Genomic DNA, 15,523 nt, shown 5'->3' on the forward strand with positions numbered 1-15,523 from the left:
CCACAAGAACGCGAAGCATCGCCCTGCCCCAAGGTCGACGGCCCGCCCAGCTTCGAGGAGATGATGTCGATGAGTACCAAGGAAAACGCAGCCGTCAGCCAGCTGCTCGCCCTGCTCGAAGCCCGTTATGCACTGCGCGTGCTCTGGGCCCTGCGCGATGGCCATGCGCAGACCTTCCGGCTGCTGCAGGACAGCGTGGGCGGCATCACTCCCAACACGCTCAACACCCGCATCAAGGAACTGCGCGAGGCCGGCATCGTCGGCCACGGCAGCGACGGCTACAGCCTCACGCTGAGCGGGCAAGACCTGCTCAAGCGCCTGTCCGACCTGCAGGCCTTCGCAGGCAAGTGGCAACTGGGACAGCTCAAGAAGGCAGCAGCGCCGGCACCAGCCGCCGCAGTTTCGCCAGCGGCCGCACCCGCTCCCGCCCCTGTGGCAGCCCCTGCTCCCACACCCGCGCCGCCCTCCGACGACACCAGCCAGACCTGAAGGACGACAGGTCGCCCTGCCCGGCCTCGGTAAACTCCGCGCCTTCGATCCATTGATCTCACATCGACGCAAGGAGCGTTTCCCATGCCCACCACCCCCTCCGGCCTGCAATACGAAGACACCGAAGTCGGCACCGGCACCGAAGCCAAGGCCGGCCAGCACGTGCACGTGCACTACACCGGCTGGCTCTACAACGACGGCACGCAAGGCGCCAAGTTCGACTCCAGCCGCGACCGCAACGACCCCTTCGCGTTCTCGCTGGGCGCCGGCCAAGTCATCAAGGGCTGGGACGAAGGCGTCGCCGGCATGAAGATCGGCGGCAAGCGCACGCTGATCATTCCCGCATCGCTGGGCTACGGTGCCCGCGGCGCCGGCGGCGTGATCCCCCCGAACGCCACCCTGAAGTTCGACGTCGAGCTGCTCGACGCCCACTGATCAGGGCTCGCCCCCAGGCTGCGCGGCACTTCGTGTCCGCTGCGCCAACCCCCTACCGGGGGCGACACCTGAGGCCCGGCGAAGCCGGTTCCTCGGTGTCCCTCGCGAAAACCACTTCGCGACCCGTATTACGGCCCTTTCGGCCGCATTTTTACGCTTGAAAAGCTTTAGAGCAGCCCCATGTGGCTGGCTATCGTTTGTTTTCCGGCGCACGCCGGTTCTTTGAAAAATGTCTGACCCGCAACAATCCGCACAGAATTCCCAAATGCTGCAAGGCGAGCCAAGCCCCGAAGAACTGGAGGCAGCGCAAGCCGCCAATGAAGCCGAGGCGCTCGACGCCCTGGCCGTGGCACAAGGCGAGCTCGCTGCCCTGCAGACCAAGAATGCCGAACTGGCCGACCAGTACCTGCGCGCGCAGGCCGATGTGCAGAACGCCCGCCGCCGCGCCGACGACGAGATCACCAAGGCCCGCAAGTTCGCCGTCGAGGCCTTTGCCGAGAGCTTGCTGCCGGTGACCGACAGCCTCGAAGCCGGCCTGGCCATCAAGGACGCCACGCCCGAGCAGATCCGCGAAGGCGCTGAAGCCACGCTGCGCCAGCTCAAGAGCGCGCTCGAACGCAACAAGGTGATCGAAGTAGCCCCCGCGCCCGGCACCAAGTTCGATCCGCACCAGCACCAAGCCATCTCGGTGGTGCCCGCTCCCGAGCAGGAACCCAACACCGTGGTGAGCGTGCTGCAGAAGGGCTACACCATCAACGACCGGGTGCTGCGCCCGGCGCTGGTCACGGTCAGCGCGCCGAAGTAATCGGCGCGGCCCACAAGATTCCCACAGGAAATCCCCGCTCCATCCCTTGAATCGAGCTGGGTTATCCACAAGTTCATAACAACATATTTTTCAGGCTTTCAGGAGTAAGAACATGGCAAAGATCATCGGCATCGACCTCGGCACCACCAACTCGTGCGTGTCGATCATGGAAGGCAACACCACGCGTGTGATCGAGAACTCGGAAGGTGCACGCACCACGCCGTCGATCGTCGCTTATCAGGAAGACGGTGAAGTGCTGGTCGGTGCCTCGGCCAAGCGCCAGGCCGTCACCAACCCCAAGAACACGCTGTACGCGATCAAGCGCCTGATCGGCCGCAAGTTCGAGGAAAAGGAAGTCCAGAAGGACATCGACCTGATGCCCTACACCATCGCCAAGGCCGACAACGGCGACGCATGGGTGGAAGTGCGCGGCAAGAAGATCGCCCCGCAGCAAGTCAGCGCCGACATCCTGCGCAAGATGAAGAAGACGGCCGAAGACTACCTCGGCGAAACCGTGACCGAAGCCGTGATCACGGTGCCGGCCTACTTCAACGATGCCCAGCGCCAGGCCACGAAAGACGCCGGCCGCATCGCGGGCCTCGACGTGAAGCGCATCATCAACGAACCCACCGCTGCTGCCCTGGCCTTCGGCCTGGACAAGCAGGACAAGGCCGATCGCAAGATCGCCGTGTATGACCTGGGTGGCGGTACCTTCGACGTGTCGATCATCGAGATCGCCGACGTGGACGGCGAGAAGCAGTTCGAAGTGCTGTCGACCAACGGCGACACCTTCCTGGGCGGCGAAGACTTCGACCAGCGCATCATCGACTACATCATTGCCGAGTTCAAGAAAGAGCAAGGCGTCGACCTGAGCAAGGACGTGCTGGCCCTGCAGCGCCTGAAGGAAGCCGCCGAGAAGGCCAAGATCGAGCTGTCGAACAGCGCGCAGACCGACATCAACCTGCCCTACATCACGGCCGATGCCTCGGGTCCGAAGCACCTGAACATCAAGCTCACCCGCGCCAAGCTGGAAAGCCTGGTCGACGAGCTGGTCGAGCGCACCATCGCGCCCTGCCGCCTGGCCATCAAGGACGCCGGCATCAGCGTGAGCGACATCAACGACGTGATCCTGGTCGGCGGCATGACCCGCATGCCCAAGGTGCAGGAAAAGGTGAAGGCCTTCTTCGGCAAGGAACCGCGCAAGGACGTGAACCCCGACGAAGCCGTGGCTGTCGGCGCCGCCATCCAGGGCCAGGTGCTCTCGGGCGACCGCAAGGACGTGCTGCTGCTCGACGTGACCCCGCTGTCGCTGGGCATCGAGACCATGGGCGGCGTCATGACGAAGATGATCGCCAAGAACACCACGATCCCGACGAAGTTCGCGCAGACCTTCTCGACGGCGGAAGACAACCAGCCGGCCGTGACCATCAAGGTGTTCCAGGGCGAGCGCGACATCGCCTCGGGCAACAAGCTGCTCGGCGAGTTCAACCTCGAAGGCATTCCGCCGGCATCGCGCGGCACGCCGCAGATCGAGGTGAGCTTCGACATCGACGCCAACGGCATCCTGCACGTCGGCGCGAAGGACAAGGGCACCGGCAAGGAAAACAAGATCACCATCAAGGCGAACTCGGGCCTGTCCGAGGACGAGATCCAGAAGATGGTGAAGGACGCCGAACTGAACGCGGCCGACGACAAGAAGAAGCTGGAGATCGTGCAGGCACGCAACCAGGGCGAGGCCATGGTGCACAGCGTGAAGAAGTCGCTGGGCGAACATGGTGCGAGCCTCGAAGCCGCCGAGAAGGACGCGATCGAAGCCGCGATCAAGGACCTGGAAGAAGCCCTCAAGGGCGAAGACAAGTCCGCGATCGAGGAAAAGACCAACACGCTGATGACCGCGAGCCAGAAGCTCGGCGAGAAGATGTATGCCGAATCGCAGGCGGCCGCAGGCGCCTCGGGCGCATCGGGCCCGGCTGGCGCGGAAGCTGCTGCGCATGCGCAGGCCGACGACAACGTGGTCGACGCCGAAGTGAAGGAAGTCAAGAAGGGCTGATCTTCAGTCCATTGACCGAGGCTGGAACACCTGAAAGGGTGCTCCAGCCTTTCTCGCTTCAAGCTGCCCGAGTTCCCGCTGCTCCCCTGATCCGCTGATCGACCTGCCATGGCCACCAAACGCGACTACTACGAAACCCTCGGCGTCCCCAAGAACGCGAGCGAGGATGAAATCAAGAAGGCTTATCGCAAGCTTGCGATGAAGCACCACCCCGACCGCAACCACGGCGACACCTCGAAGGAGGCCGAGGCCAAGTTCAAGGAGGTGAAGGAAGCCTACGAAATGCTGTCCGACGGACAGAAGCGCGCGGCCTACGACCAGTACGGCCATGCCGGCGTCGACCCCAACATGCGCGGCGGACCGGGCGCAGAGGGCTTCGGCGGTTTCGCGGAAGCTTTCGGCGACATCTTCGGCGACGTGTTCGGTGGCGGCGGCCGCGGCCGCACCAGCAGCGGGCGCCAGGTGTTCCGCGGCAGCGACCTAAGCTATGCGATGGAGATCACGCTCGAGGAGGCCGCCGAAGGCAAGACCACCGAGATCCGCATCCCGACCTGGGACGAGTGCGACACCTGCCACGGCTCGGGCGCGAAGCCCGGCACCAAACCCATCACCTGCACCACCTGCCACGGCGCGGGCGCGGTGCAGATGCGCCAGGGCTTCTTCAGCGTGCAGCAGACCTGCCCCACCTGCCACGGCAGCGGCAAGATCATTCCCGAGCCCTGCACCGTGTGCCACGGCCAGGGCAAGATCAAGCGCAACAAGACGCTCGAAGTGAAGATCCGCGCAGGCATCGACGATGGCCAGCGCATGCGCGTGACCGGCAGCGGCGAGCCCGGTGTCAACGGCGGCCCGCCGGGCGACCTGTACATCGAGATCCGGCTCAAGAAGCACGAGATCTTCGAGCGCGACGGCGACAACCTCCATTGCGTCGTGCCTGTGAGCATGACCACGGCGGCGCTGGGCGGCGAGATCAACGTGCCCACGCTCAAGGGCGCGGCGGCCATCGACATTCCCGAAGGCACGCAAAGCGGCAAGCAGTTCCGCCTGCGCGGCAAGGGCATCAAGGGCGTGAACTCGAGCTACCCCGGCGACCTGTACTGCCATGTGCGCGTCGAGACGCCCGTGAAGCTCACCGAGCACCAACGCAAGGTGCTGAAAGAACTCGACGAGTCGCTCAGGAAGGGCGGCGACAAGCACAGCCCGACCGACAAGGGCTGGTTCGACAAGGCGAAGGAATTCTTCAGCTGAACCGGACCCGCTTCTTCCGTCCGACATGCGACCCCGGAGACTTCAGCTCCGGCGGATGCATCTGACTCCAACAAGGGCCGCTTAGCGGCCCTTTGCAATGTGGGGTCCGCAGCTGGTGCATCGACGCTGCGGCGACCCTTGGCAGGCACATCGACGGTGCACGTCCCGCCCCTTCGCGGGACATGCCGACCTGCACCCAAGCAACTTTCCCACGCCAACATGCGCAAGCCGCCCATCGAAAAGCGGCGCGGGGATTGCTTTTATATTTTTTTTCGATGTGCAATAAACCAAACGACAGATCGCGCGTTATTGCAGGAGACGTCTGTTTTTTTGAGCCCAAGGCTCAATAGACGGTGCTTTCCCGGAGAAAAGGCAAAAACGGACGATGGCCATCAGGCATAGGTGTTTTCACCCGGAGAGAATTAGGAACGCGAGCCTTTGAATTTAACTGAAATCCGAAAAGTAGTTCCTTGTTTTTTGTGGAACTTTACTTGCCGGTGTGGTTCTGAATTTAAGAATGATTTGCCAGGTTCAATCTTTGCTTTATGCTGATTGTTAGCAGATTGTAGTAAGGGAGTTTTCCGCGGCATGCAGCCATGGGCAGGCAACCTTTAAGTGTTGCGCAAGGCCTTTGCTGCAAGCCATCGGGCCAAAAGCCCACTGACTTGATGGAGGCGTGACCATGGATGTGATCAGCAACTTTGCCGCCCGCTACGAGCGCACCCGCGAGGAAGTCATCTCGCTGCAGGACTACCTGGACATCTGCAAGCGCGATCCCACGGCCTATGCCACCGCGTCGGAGCGCATGCTCAAGGCCATCGGCGATCCCGAGCTGGTTGACACGCGCAACGATCCTCGCCTCTCGCGCATCTTCGCGAACAAGGTCATCAAGATCTATCCGGCGTTCAAGGAGTTCTATGGCATGGAAGACGCCATAGAACAAGTGGTGTCCTATTTCCGCCACGCCGCCCAGGGGCTGGAAGAAAAGAAGCAAATCCTTTACCTGCTGGGTCCGGTCGGTGGCGGCAAGAGCTCGATCGCCGAGCGCCTGAAGCAGCTCATGGAGCACGTGCCCTTCTACGCGATTCAGGGCTCGCCGGTCAACGAATCCCCGCTCGGCCTCTTCGACTCGATCGAGGACGGCGAGATCCTTGAAAAGGAATACGGCATTCCCCGCCGTTACCTGAACCGAATTCTCTCGCCCTGGGCCGTCAAGCGGCTCGAGGAATACGGTGGCGACATCCGCCAGTTCAAGGTCGTCAAGCGCTTCCCGTCCGTGCTGCGGCAGATCGCCGTCGCCAAGACCGAGCCGGGCGACGAGAACAACCAGGACATCTCCTCGCTGGTCGGCAAGGTCGACATCCGCAAGCTCGAAACCTATGCCCAGGACGATCCGGACGCGTATGCCTACTCCGGCGGCTTGTGCCTCGCGAACCAGGGCCTGCTGGAGTTCGTGGAAATGTTCAAGGCGCCCATCAAGGTGCTCCACCCGCTGCTGACCGCTACACAGGAAAGCAACTTCAAGGGCACGGAGGGCTTCGGCGCCATCCCGTTCGACGGCATCGTGCTTGCGCACAGCAACGAGAGCGAGTGGAAGGCCTTCCGCAACAACAAGAACAACGAGGCTTTCCTCGATCGCATCTACATCGTCAAGGTGCCGTACTGCCTGCGCGCCTCGGAAGAAATCAAGATCTACGAGAAGCTGGTGCGCAACTCGTCGCTGGCCCAGGCGCCCTGCGCCCCTGGAACGCTGCGCATGATGGCCCAGCTCTCGGTGCTCACGCGCCTGAAGGAGCCCGAGAACTCCAGCACCTTCAGCAAGATGCAGGTATACGACGGCGAGAACCTCAAGGACACCGACCCCAAGGCCAAGTCGATCCAGGAGTACCGCGACTACGCGGGCGTCGACGAGGGCATGAGCGGCGTCTCCACGCGCTTCGCATTCAAGATCATCTCGAAGGTGTTCAACTTCGACAGTTCCGAAGTGGCCGCGAACCCGGTGCACCTGATGTACGTGCTCGAACAGCAGATCGAGCGCGAGCAGTTCGCGCCGGAGATCGAGCAGAAGTACATCAGCTACATCAAGGAGCTGCTGGCGCCGCGCTATGCCGAGTTCATCGGCAAGGAGATCCAGACTGCCTACCTCGAGAGCTACAGCGAGTATGGCCAGAACATCTTCGACCGCTACGTGACCTACGCCGACTACTGGATCCAGGACCAGGAGTTCCGCGACGTGGACACCGGCGAAGTTTTCGACCGCGCATCGCTCAATGCCGAACTCGAGAAGATCGAGCGGCCGGCAGGCATCGGCAACCCGAAGGACTTCCGCAACGAGATCGTCAACTTCGTACTTCGCGCGCGGGCTGGCAACGCAGGGCGCAACCCGGCGTGGACCAGCTACGAAAAACTGCGCTCGGTGATCGAGAAGAAGATGTTCTCCAACACCGAGGAGCTTCTGCCGGTGATCAGCTTCAACACCAAGAGCAGCGCCGACGAGCAGAAGAAGCACGAAGACTTCGTGACCCGCATGGTCGAAAAGGGCTATACGGCCAAGCAGGTCCGCCTGCTCTGCGAGTGGTACCTGCGGGTGCGCAAGAGTTCATAACGACGACCCTTCGTTCGTCCTCTTTTTGCAAGGAGCTCTGAAACCATCGTGGCCATCCTGCAGCAGATCATCGACCGCCGGCTATCGGGCAAGAACAAGTCCATTGGCAACCGCGAGCGCTTCCTCCGGCGCTACAAGGGGCAGATCCAGGAAGCGGTGAGGCGCGCCGTCAGCGGCCGCAACATCCGCGAACTGGAGCAAGGCGAAGATGTGACCCTGCCGCGCCACGACGTGTCCGAACCGGTGTTCGGGCATGCGCGCGGCGGCGACCGCGAATACGTGCATCCGGGCAACCAGGAGTACCTGAAGGGCGACCGCATCAAGCGCCCCGAAGGAGGAAGCAGCAGCGGCTCCGGCAGCGGCGAGGCCGGCGATAGCGGCGAAGGCGAGGACGACTTCGTCTTCCGCCTGACGCGCGAAGAGTTCATGCGCGTGTTCTTCGACGACCTCGCACTGCCGCACCTCATCCGCACGCAGATCGCCGACGTGCCCGAGTGGAAGAGCCACCGGGCCGGCTTCACGAGCGACGGCTCGCCCAACAACCTGCACGTGGTGCGCTCGATGCGCGGCGCGCTCGCCCGCCGCATCGCGCTGGGCGGCGAGCCTCGCAAGGAGCTCAAGCGCCTCGAAGCGCACCTCGAACACCTGAAGCAGCACCCGCAGGCCGACCAGGCGCTCATCCAGAAGGAAATACGTGAGACCGAAGAGCAGATTGCCGAACTGCGCCGCACCATGCGGCACGTGCCCTACATCGACCCCATCGACCTGCGCTACCGCAACCGCGTGAAGACGCCCGTGCCCAGCGCCAAGGCCGTGATGTTCTGCCTGATGGACGTGTCGGGCTCGATGGACGAGGCGCGCAAGGACATGGCCAAGCGCTTCTTCATGCTGCTCTACATGTTTCTCACGCGGCACTACGAGACCATCGACCTGGTGTTCCTGCGTCATCACACGCAGGCGCAAGAGGTGACGGAAGAAGAGTTCTTCCACGCCACGGAAACCGGCGGCACCGTGGTGTCGAGCGCACTGGTGCTGATGGACGAGATCATCAAGGCACGCTATCCGAGTGGCGAGTGGAACGTGTACGGCGCGCAGGCCAGCGACGGCGACAACTGGCACCAGGACAGCGGCCGCTGCCGCGAGCTGCTGGTCAACGACATCCTGCCCGTGGTGCGCTATTACGCCTACGTGCAGGTGGCCGAGACCGAGCAGAACCTGTGGCAGGAATACCAGCAGCTCGAGGGCGTCGAGCCCAACTTTGCGATGCGCAAGGTGTCGGACGCGCAAGACATCTACCCTGTGTTCCGCGATCTGTTCAAGAAGGAAGGGGTGGCATCATGATCACCGAACGAGCGCTCGACCGCCTGCCCAGCCCTTCCGACTGGACCTTCGAACTCATCGAGACCTACCACACCGAGATCGCCCTTACCGCCAAGGGCTACGGCCTCGACGTGTACCCGAACCAGCTCGAAGTCATCACCGCCGAGCAGATGATGGACGCCTACGCCAGCGTGGGCATGCCCATGATCTACCGCCACTGGTCGTACGGCAAACAGTTCATCTCGACCGAGAAGAACTACAAGCGCGGCCACATGGGGTTGGCCTACGAGATCGTCATCAACTCCGATCCGTGCATCGCCTACCTGATGGAAGAGAACACCATGGCCATGCAGGCCCTGGTGATCGCGCATGCGGCCTACGGCCACAACAGCTTCTTCAAGGGCAACTACCTGTTCCGGATGTGGACCGACGCCTCATCCATCATCGATTACCTGGTCTATGCGCGGCACTACATCGCCGAGTGCGAGGAGCGCCACGGCCTCGATGCGGTGGAAGAACTGCTCGACTCCTGCCATGCGCTGATGAACTACGGCGTCGACCGCTATCGCCGTCCGCAGAAGCGTTCGCTGGCGCAGGAAAGCATCCAGCGCGCCGACCGCGAACGCCACATGCAGCAGCAGGTGAACGACCTCTGGCGCACGCTGCCCCGGCGGGCCGAGCAAGCGGCCGAGTCCGATGCAGCGCGGCGCTTTCCGTCGGAGCCGCAGGAGAACCTGCTCTACTTCATCGAGAAGAACGCCGCGCTGCTCGAACCCTGGCAGCGCGAGGTGGTGCGCATCGTGCGCAAGATCGCACAGTACTTCTATCCGCAGCGCCAGACACAGGTCATGAACGAAGGCTGGGCCACTTTCTGGCACTACACGCTGCTCAACACCATGTACGACCGCGGCCAGCTGGCGGACGGCTTCATGATGGAGTGGCTCAGCTCGCACACGGGCGTGATCTTCCAGCCGCCGGTAGGCCATCGCGCCTACAGCGGCATCAACCCCTATGCCCTCGGCTTCGCCATGATGACCGACCTGCGCCGCGTGTGCGAGAAGCCGACCGAGGAAGACCGCCGCTGGTTCCCCGATTTCGCGGGCACCGACTGGGTCAAGACGCTCGACTACGCGATGCGCAACTTCAAGGACGAGAGCTTCATCGGCCAGTTCCTGAGCCCGAAGACGATGCGCGACTTCCGCCTGTTCTCGATCCGCGACTACCAGAGCGAGGCCGAGCTCGAGGTGTCCGCCATCCACGACGACAGCGGCTACCACGCATTGCGCGAATCGCTCTCACGCCAGTACGACATCAGCAGCCGCGAGCCCGACATCCAGGTGTGGAGCGTGGCCACACGCGGCGACCGCTCGCTGACGCTGCGCCACACGCAGCGCAACAACCTGCCTCTGCACGACGGGGCGGAAGAAGTGCTGAAGCACGTCGCCCGGCTCTGGGGTTTCGACGTGCACCTGGAAAGCATCGACAGCGCCGGGCGCATCAGCCGCAGCTGGAAGGCCGCGGCGCCCAAGCAGCAGTATTGAGCCCCCCTTGCAGGGGGCAGCACCAGCGGCCCGGCAAAGCCGGTTCCGCGGTGTTCCGCGAAAACTCCCTTCAGGGAACCAAGGCCGCGATGGCAAGCGTGTAGCCCTTCACGCCCAGCCCCACGATGATCCCGCGCGCCGCAGGCGAGATGTACGACTTGTGGCGGAACTCCTCGCGCGCATGCACGTTCGAGATGTGCAGTTCGATCAGCGGCACGCTCGCGCCTTTGATCGCATCGTGCAGCGCGATCGAGGTGTGGGTGTAGGCACCGGGGTTCATCACCACGCCGAGCATGTTGCCGGCAGCAACTTCACGGCCGGCCTCCTGGATCCAGTCGACCAGCACGCCTTCGTGGTTCGACTGGCGGCATTCGATCTCGACGCCGAGCTTCGCGCCCGTGTCCTTGCACAGGCGCTCGACATCGGCCAGCGTGTCGCGTCCGTACTGTTCGGGCTCGCGAGTGCCGAGCAGGTTGAGATTGGGGCCGTTGAGGACGAGTATTTTCTTCATGATGGATGAGGCGTCAGGCGACCTCCATTATGGTCTCGCTACCGCCCGGGGCGGCCTGGCCGCGGACGAGCCGACGTAGTAGTTGTACGAATCGATGTCGACCACGCAGCGCGCCATGAGATCGACGAACGCCCGCAGCTTCTGTCCCATGTAGCGCTGCCGCTGGAAGGCGCAGTAGATGCGCCGCGGCTCCGGCTGCCATTGCGGCAGCACCGGCACCAGCACGCCCTGCGCCACTTCGGGCCGGGCGAAAAAGGCTGGCAGCAACGCTATGCCGAAGCCGTCGATGCAGAAGGTCTTCATCACCCAGTGGTCGTTGGTCTCGAAAGCCGGCTCCGGGCGAAACGCATAGCTGTCCGACGCGCCAGACACCAGCAGCACCTGCGACGGCCCCGAGCCCTCCTTCATCACGATCGATCGATGACGCAGCAGCTCGTCGGGCGCCTGTGGCATGCCTTGGCGCTCAAGATACTGCGGGCTTGCATAGAGGCCGTAGTTCAGGCGCCCAAGCAGCTTGGCAACAAGGTTCGGCACATCAGGCGGCTCCGAGCAGACATAGCAGTCCACCTCGCCGATCTGCGGCGCGTTCAGGCGACTCGCCACGTCGAGATGGCAGCGTACGTTGGGGTGCGATTCGAGGAACAGCTTCACCACATGGCAGACGAAGGAGGTGCTGAACTGGGTATCGGACAGCAGCGACAGGCTGCCCGAGACGCCGGCCGTGATCTCCTGGATTTCGGTGCACGCCGTTTCCAGCCGGCCCGTCACCTCGTCGAGCAGGCCTTCGCAGCGCGCGAAGAACGCGCGCCCCGCCTCGGTCGGCGTGACGCTGCGCGAACTGCGCATCAGCAGTTGCGCACCCAGCAGTTCCTCCAGCCGCGTGAGCTGCCGGCTCAGCGTGGCCTTGGACACACCCGACAGGCTCTCGGCCTTCGTCAGGCTGCCGCTCTGCACGACGAGCACGAAGGCTTCGATCAGCGCGAGATCGATGCGGCTCATGCGGGCCAGCGTTTCAGGAATGAAAAGTAGCGTCTCGGCATTTGGCTTTCATCAAGGGAACAGAAACGGTAGGTTCGGTGCTTGCTGGCGGCACACCGAATGCTATGCCATCCCCACCGAGCCCCGAGCTCCCACGACCGGAGAAAACCCCATGCGCAGCTCTACCCGACGTACCCTGTTTTCAACCGGGGCAGCATGACGAATCCACACGCTTGCACCTGGCATCCAGTGGCGCCCTCCGCCGGCGTGCGCCCCGGCGCCAACATCGTCGCCGGCTTTGCGGAGGGCCAGGAACTCGCGCTCTGGCGCTCGGCCGACGGCGCCGCCCAGGCGTGGGAAAACCGGTGCCCGCACCGAAGCGTGCGCTTCACGCTCGGCCAGGTGATCGAAAACCGCCTCTCCTGCGCTTACCACGGCTGGCAGTACGCCGCGGGCAGCGGACAGTGCACCCACATTCCGGCCCACCCGACCATGCAGGCGCCGCGCAACGTCTGCGCCAAGGTGTTCGCCGCGGCGGATGCCGCGGGCATGCTGTGGGTCAACCTTGCGCAAGATATTTCCGCCGCACCGCCATCGCTGTCCGGCGCCGTACCGGCCGGCTGGCACTTCTGCCGTACGCTGACCGTCCGCGCCGGCGCGCAGGCCGCGCGCGAAGCCTTCGCACGGCAGGGCTTCGCAATCGACGCTGGGTCGGGTGCCTGGCAAGGCACGCTCAGCGAGGTGAAGACCGTCGCGCTGCTGCTCGAAGCGCAGCCCCGGCTCACCTTCGCCCACCTGTGGACGGAGGCTGCCCCCGGCTCCAGTGCGATGAAGACGCTGCACGCAGCCGCGCGGAACCTGCGCTCCGAGATCGAAGCACGACCACAAGGCTGAAGGAACCACCATGCCCTTCGTCACAGACGATTCCAACATGCTCGACGACTGGCTGGTCGTCGGGCCTGCCGCGCCCATGCCCCGGACGACCCGCCTGCTGGGCGAAACCGTGCAACTCCGCACTGATGCCGATGGCGCGCCTTACTGCTGCCTTGGCGACCGGCCGCTCGCCGTGCAGTCGCGCTACGGCTATCTCTGGGTCTGCCCGAGCGGCCGCCCCGCGCGTCCCCTCTTCGAGTTTCCGGAATACGCCGAGCCCGGCCGCCGCATCGTCGACTGCGGCGGCATCGGCGTGGCGGTGTCGGGCCTGCGCGTGATCGAGAACTTTCTCGACATGGCGCACTTTCCCTTCGTGCACGCCGACTACCTCGGCAAGGTGCCACACACCGAGGTGGCGCAATACGAGGTGCAGGTCGATCCCGGCAGCGGTGAGATCTGGGCCACCGACTGCCGCTTCTGGCAGCCGCGCGCCTCTGCCGCGCACGATTCGGGCAGCGAGGTGCTCTACAAGTACCGTGTGATGCAGCCCTTCTCGGCCATGCTCTACAAATCGAGCTTTCGCGCGGGCGAACTCGACGCCATCGGCCTCTTCCTGCAGCCCATCGACGACGAACACGTGATCGCCCACACCGTCCTCGCCTGCTACGACGAAGACTCCACCAATGCCGAGCTCATCGCCTTCCAGCACACCATCTTCGGCCAGGACAAGCCGATCCTCGAGAATCACGCCTTCAAGCGCATGCCGCTCGAAGGCCGCGCCGAGACACCGACGCGCGGCGACACCTCCTCCGTCACCTACCGGCGCTGGCTGCGCGAGCGCGGCATGCGCTTCGGCGTGAGGGCTGCGGCATGACGACAACGATCAAGCTCTACGACTACCCGCTGTCGGGCAACTGCTTCAAGGTGCGGCAGATGCTGGCTTGGCTGGGCATCGCGTACGACACGGTGCCAGTCGATTTCTTTCCGGGACGCGAGCACAAATCCGCCGCGTTCATTGCAAACGTCAACCCGCTCGGCCAGCTCCCGGTGCTCGATGACGACGGCTTCCTGCTGCGCGATGCGCAAGCCATCCTGGTGTACCTCGCAAGCTTCTACGACACGCAAGGCCGGTGGTATCCCGGCGACGCGAAGCTGCGCGGCCAGATCGCGATGTGGCTCGCCACCGCCGACGAGATCACGCGCACGGCATCGGCCGCGCGGCTGCACGATGCGCTCGGCTACCACAACCTCGACATCGAGGCCTGCCGCAGCGGCGCGCGCGCGGTGTTCCGCGTGCTCGACGACCATCTCGCCGAACAGGCGAGCGCCGGCCTGCACTGGCTGGCCTCGGCGCCCGGTCCGACCATTGCCGACCTTGCCTGCTTCCCGTATGTCGCGCTCGCTGGCGAGGGCGGCATTTCGCTCGACGAATTCCCCGCGCTGAGAGACTGGGTCTGGAATGTTCGCCACCTGCCCGGGTTTATCGGCATGTCGGGTATCTTCCCTGCCGGCCCTGCCTGAGTATCCTTAACGTTTTTTGCTTCTCCCCCGAAACCCGCCATGAAAACCAAAGCCGCCGTCGCCTGGAAATCCGCAGCCCCGCTCACCATCGAAACCGTGGACCTCGAGGGCCCGAAATTCGGCGAGGTGCTGGTCGAGATCAAGGCCACCGGCATCTGCCACACCGACTACTACACGCTCTCGGGCGCCGACCCCGAAGGCATCTTCCCGGCCATCCTCGGCCATGAAGGCGCGGGCATCGTGGTCGACGTGGGCCCCGGCGTCACCACACTCAAAAAGGGTGACCACGTCATTCCGCTCTACACGCCCGAGTGCCGGCAGTGCAAGTTCTGCCTGAGCCGCAAGACCAATCTGTGCCAGCTGATCCGCGGCACGCAGGGCAAGGGCCTGATGCCCGACGCCACCTCGCGCTTCAGCCTCGACGGCAAGCCCATCTTCCACTACATGGGCACCTCGACCTTCAGCAACTACACGGTCGCGCCCGAGATCTCGCTGGCCAAGATCCGCGAGGATGCACCCTTCGACAAGGTCTGCTACATCGGCTGCGGCGTCACCACCGGCATCGGCGCGGTGATCTTCACGGCCAAGGTGGAAGCCGGCGCGAACGTGGTGGTGTTCGGCCTCGGCGGCATCGGGCTGAACGTGATCCAGGGCGCGAAGATGGTGGGCGCCGACAAGATCATCGGCGTCGACCTGAACCCCGAGCGCGAGGCCATGGCGCGCAAGTTCGGCATGACGCACTTCATCAACCCGAAGGACACCGAGAACGTCGTCGACGCCATCGTGCAGCTGACCGACGGCGGCGCGGACTACAGCTTCGAATGCATCGGCAACACCAAGGTGATGCGCCAGGCGCTCGAGTGCACGCACAAGGGCTGGGGCCGCAGCATCATCATCGGCGTGGCCGAGGCGGGTGCGGAGATCAGCACGCGCCCGTTCCAGCTGGTCACCGGCCGCAAGTGGGAAGGCTCGGCCTTCGGCGGTGCACGCGGACGCACCGACGTGCCGAAGATCGTCGACTGGTACATGGAAGGCAAGATCGACATCGACAGCCTCATCACGCACACGATGCCGCTGGAAGACATCAACAAGGGCTTCGATCTGATGAAGCGCGGCGAGTCCATCCGCGGCGTCGTCCTTTACTAAG

General features: G+C 64.0%; 13 protein-coding genes and 1 pseudogene. 12 read left to right on the forward strand and 2 right to left on the reverse strand.

Annotated elements, in window-relative coordinates; all coding sequences use genetic code 11:
- Positions 1-69: 69 nt before the first annotated feature.
- The 8 genes and pseudogenes from ACEN9N_RS14860 to ACEN9N_RS14895 form a co-directional block, all read left to right on the forward strand.
- Positions 70-372, forward strand: a pseudogene (locus ACEN9N_RS14860) (winged helix-turn-helix transcriptional regulator); the annotation flags it as partial.
- A gap of 201 nt (positions 373-573) precedes the next feature.
- A complete protein-coding gene (locus ACEN9N_RS14865; RefSeq protein WP_007836448.1) occupies positions 574-924 on the forward strand; it encodes an FKBP-type peptidyl-prolyl cis-trans isomerase in 351 nt (116 codons plus the stop codon).
- Positions 925-1,189: 265 nt separating this feature from the next.
- Positions 1,190-1,729 (forward strand): nucleotide exchange factor GrpE, encoded by a 540-nt coding sequence (gene grpE, locus ACEN9N_RS14870; protein WP_495653878.1) that lies wholly within the window; start codon positions 1,190-1,192, stop codon positions 1,727-1,729.
- Between the two features lie 112 nt (positions 1,730-1,841).
- On the forward strand, positions 1,842-3,779 hold the full coding sequence (dnaK, locus tag ACEN9N_RS14875; protein WP_495653879.1) for a molecular chaperone DnaK: 1,938 nt from the start codon (positions 1,842-1,844) through the stop codon (positions 3,777-3,779).
- 108 nt (positions 3,780-3,887) lie between these two features.
- Positions 3,888-5,027 (forward strand): molecular chaperone DnaJ, encoded by a 1,140-nt coding sequence (gene dnaJ / locus ACEN9N_RS14880; protein WP_007835135.1) that lies wholly within the window; start codon positions 3,888-3,890, stop codon positions 5,025-5,027.
- Positions 5,028-5,709: 682 nt separating this feature from the next.
- On the forward strand, positions 5,710-7,632 hold the full coding sequence (locus tag ACEN9N_RS14885; protein ID WP_413314447.1) for a PrkA family serine protein kinase: 1,923 nt from the start codon (positions 5,710-5,712) through the stop codon (positions 7,630-7,632).
- A gap of 48 nt (positions 7,633-7,680) precedes the next feature.
- Positions 7,681-8,973: a YeaH/YhbH family protein gene (locus ACEN9N_RS14890; RefSeq protein ID WP_007835132.1), complete on the forward strand. Its 1,293-nt coding sequence runs from the start codon at positions 7,681-7,683 to the stop codon at positions 8,971-8,973.
- Complete coding sequence (locus tag ACEN9N_RS14895; protein WP_007835130.1) at positions 8,970-10,493, forward strand: SpoVR family protein; 1,524 nt, start codon at positions 8,970-8,972, stop codon at positions 10,491-10,493. Before ACEN9N_RS14890 ends, ACEN9N_RS14895 begins: the two co-directional genes overlap by 4 nt.
- Before the next feature lie 70 nt (positions 10,494-10,563).
- On the opposite strand, the gene aroQ is transcribed toward ACEN9N_RS14895, so the two are convergent.
- The gene (gene aroQ, locus ACEN9N_RS14900) at positions 10,564-11,004 is read right to left on the reverse strand and encodes a type II 3-dehydroquinate dehydratase (RefSeq protein WP_007835124.1); all 441 of its coding nucleotides are present in this window, start codon (positions 11,002-11,004) and stop codon (positions 10,564-10,566) included.
- A gap of 27 nt (positions 11,005-11,031) precedes the next feature.
- On the reverse strand, positions 11,032-12,003 hold the full coding sequence (locus ACEN9N_RS14905) for a LysR family transcriptional regulator (RefSeq protein WP_007835122.1): 972 nt from the start codon (positions 12,001-12,003) through the stop codon (positions 11,032-11,034).
- A gap of 195 nt (positions 12,004-12,198) precedes the next feature.
- Between ACEN9N_RS14905 and ACEN9N_RS14910 the strand changes: the two genes are divergently transcribed.
- From ACEN9N_RS14910 to ACEN9N_RS14925, 4 genes are read left to right on the forward strand one after another with little or no spacing between them, the layout of a single operon-like run.
- Positions 12,199-12,876, forward strand: coding sequence for a Rieske 2Fe-2S domain-containing protein (locus ACEN9N_RS14910; RefSeq protein ID WP_495653880.1), 678 nt, complete (start codon positions 12,199-12,201; stop codon positions 12,874-12,876).
- 10 nt (positions 12,877-12,886) lie between these two features.
- Positions 12,887-13,729 (forward strand): aromatic ring-hydroxylating dioxygenase subunit alpha, encoded by an 843-nt coding sequence (locus tag ACEN9N_RS14915; protein WP_495653881.1) that lies wholly within the window; start codon positions 12,887-12,889, stop codon positions 13,727-13,729.
- Complete coding sequence (locus ACEN9N_RS14920) at positions 13,726-14,376, forward strand: glutathione S-transferase family protein (RefSeq protein ID WP_007835118.1); 651 nt, start codon at positions 13,726-13,728, stop codon at positions 14,374-14,376. The genes ACEN9N_RS14915 and ACEN9N_RS14920 overlap by 4 nt, the downstream gene beginning before the upstream one ends.
- Positions 14,377-14,415: 39 nt before the next feature.
- Positions 14,416-15,522 (forward strand): S-(hydroxymethyl)glutathione dehydrogenase/class III alcohol dehydrogenase, encoded by a 1,107-nt coding sequence (locus ACEN9N_RS14925; RefSeq protein ID WP_413314457.1) that lies wholly within the window; start codon positions 14,416-14,418, stop codon positions 15,520-15,522.
- Position 15,523 lies beyond the last annotated feature (1 nt).

The sequence above is a fragment of the Variovorax sp. Varisp46 genome (assembly GCF_059491885.1).

What these genes read in the sequence shown, in the direction of transcription:
- ACEN9N_RS14865 (WP_007836448.1), top strand. Translation starts at nt 574, where the DNA reads ATGCCCACCACCCCCTCCGGCCTGCAATACGAAGACACCGAAGTCGGC.
- grpE (WP_495653878.1), top strand. Translation starts at nt 1,190, where the DNA reads ATGCTGCAAGGCGAGCCAAGCCCCGAAGAACTGGAGGCAGCGCAAGCC.
- dnaK (WP_495653879.1), top strand. Translation starts at nt 1,842, where the DNA reads ATGGCAAAGATCATCGGCATCGACCTCGGCACCACCAACTCGTGCGTG.
- dnaJ (WP_007835135.1), top strand. Translation starts at nt 3,888, where the DNA reads ATGGCCACCAAACGCGACTACTACGAAACCCTCGGCGTCCCCAAGAAC.
- ACEN9N_RS14885 (WP_413314447.1), top strand. Translation starts at nt 5,710, where the DNA reads ATGGATGTGATCAGCAACTTTGCCGCCCGCTACGAGCGCACCCGCGAG.
- ACEN9N_RS14895 (WP_007835130.1), top strand. Translation starts at nt 8,970, where the DNA reads ATGATCACCGAACGAGCGCTCGACCGCCTGCCCAGCCCTTCCGACTGG.
- aroQ (WP_007835124.1), bottom strand. Translation starts at nt 11,004, where the DNA reads ATGAAGAAAATACTCGTCCTCAACGGCCCCAATCTCAACCTGCTCGGC.
- ACEN9N_RS14905 (WP_007835122.1), bottom strand. Translation starts at nt 12,003, where the DNA reads ATGAGCCGCATCGATCTCGCGCTGATCGAAGCCTTCGTGCTCGTCGTG.
- ACEN9N_RS14910 (WP_495653880.1), top strand. Translation starts at nt 12,199, where the DNA reads ATGACGAATCCACACGCTTGCACCTGGCATCCAGTGGCGCCCTCCGCC.
- ACEN9N_RS14915 (WP_495653881.1), top strand. Translation starts at nt 12,887, where the DNA reads ATGCCCTTCGTCACAGACGATTCCAACATGCTCGACGACTGGCTGGTC.
- ACEN9N_RS14920 (WP_007835118.1), top strand. Translation starts at nt 13,726, where the DNA reads ATGACGACAACGATCAAGCTCTACGACTACCCGCTGTCGGGCAACTGC.
- ACEN9N_RS14925 (WP_413314457.1), top strand. Translation starts at nt 14,416, where the DNA reads ATGAAAACCAAAGCCGCCGTCGCCTGGAAATCCGCAGCCCCGCTCACC.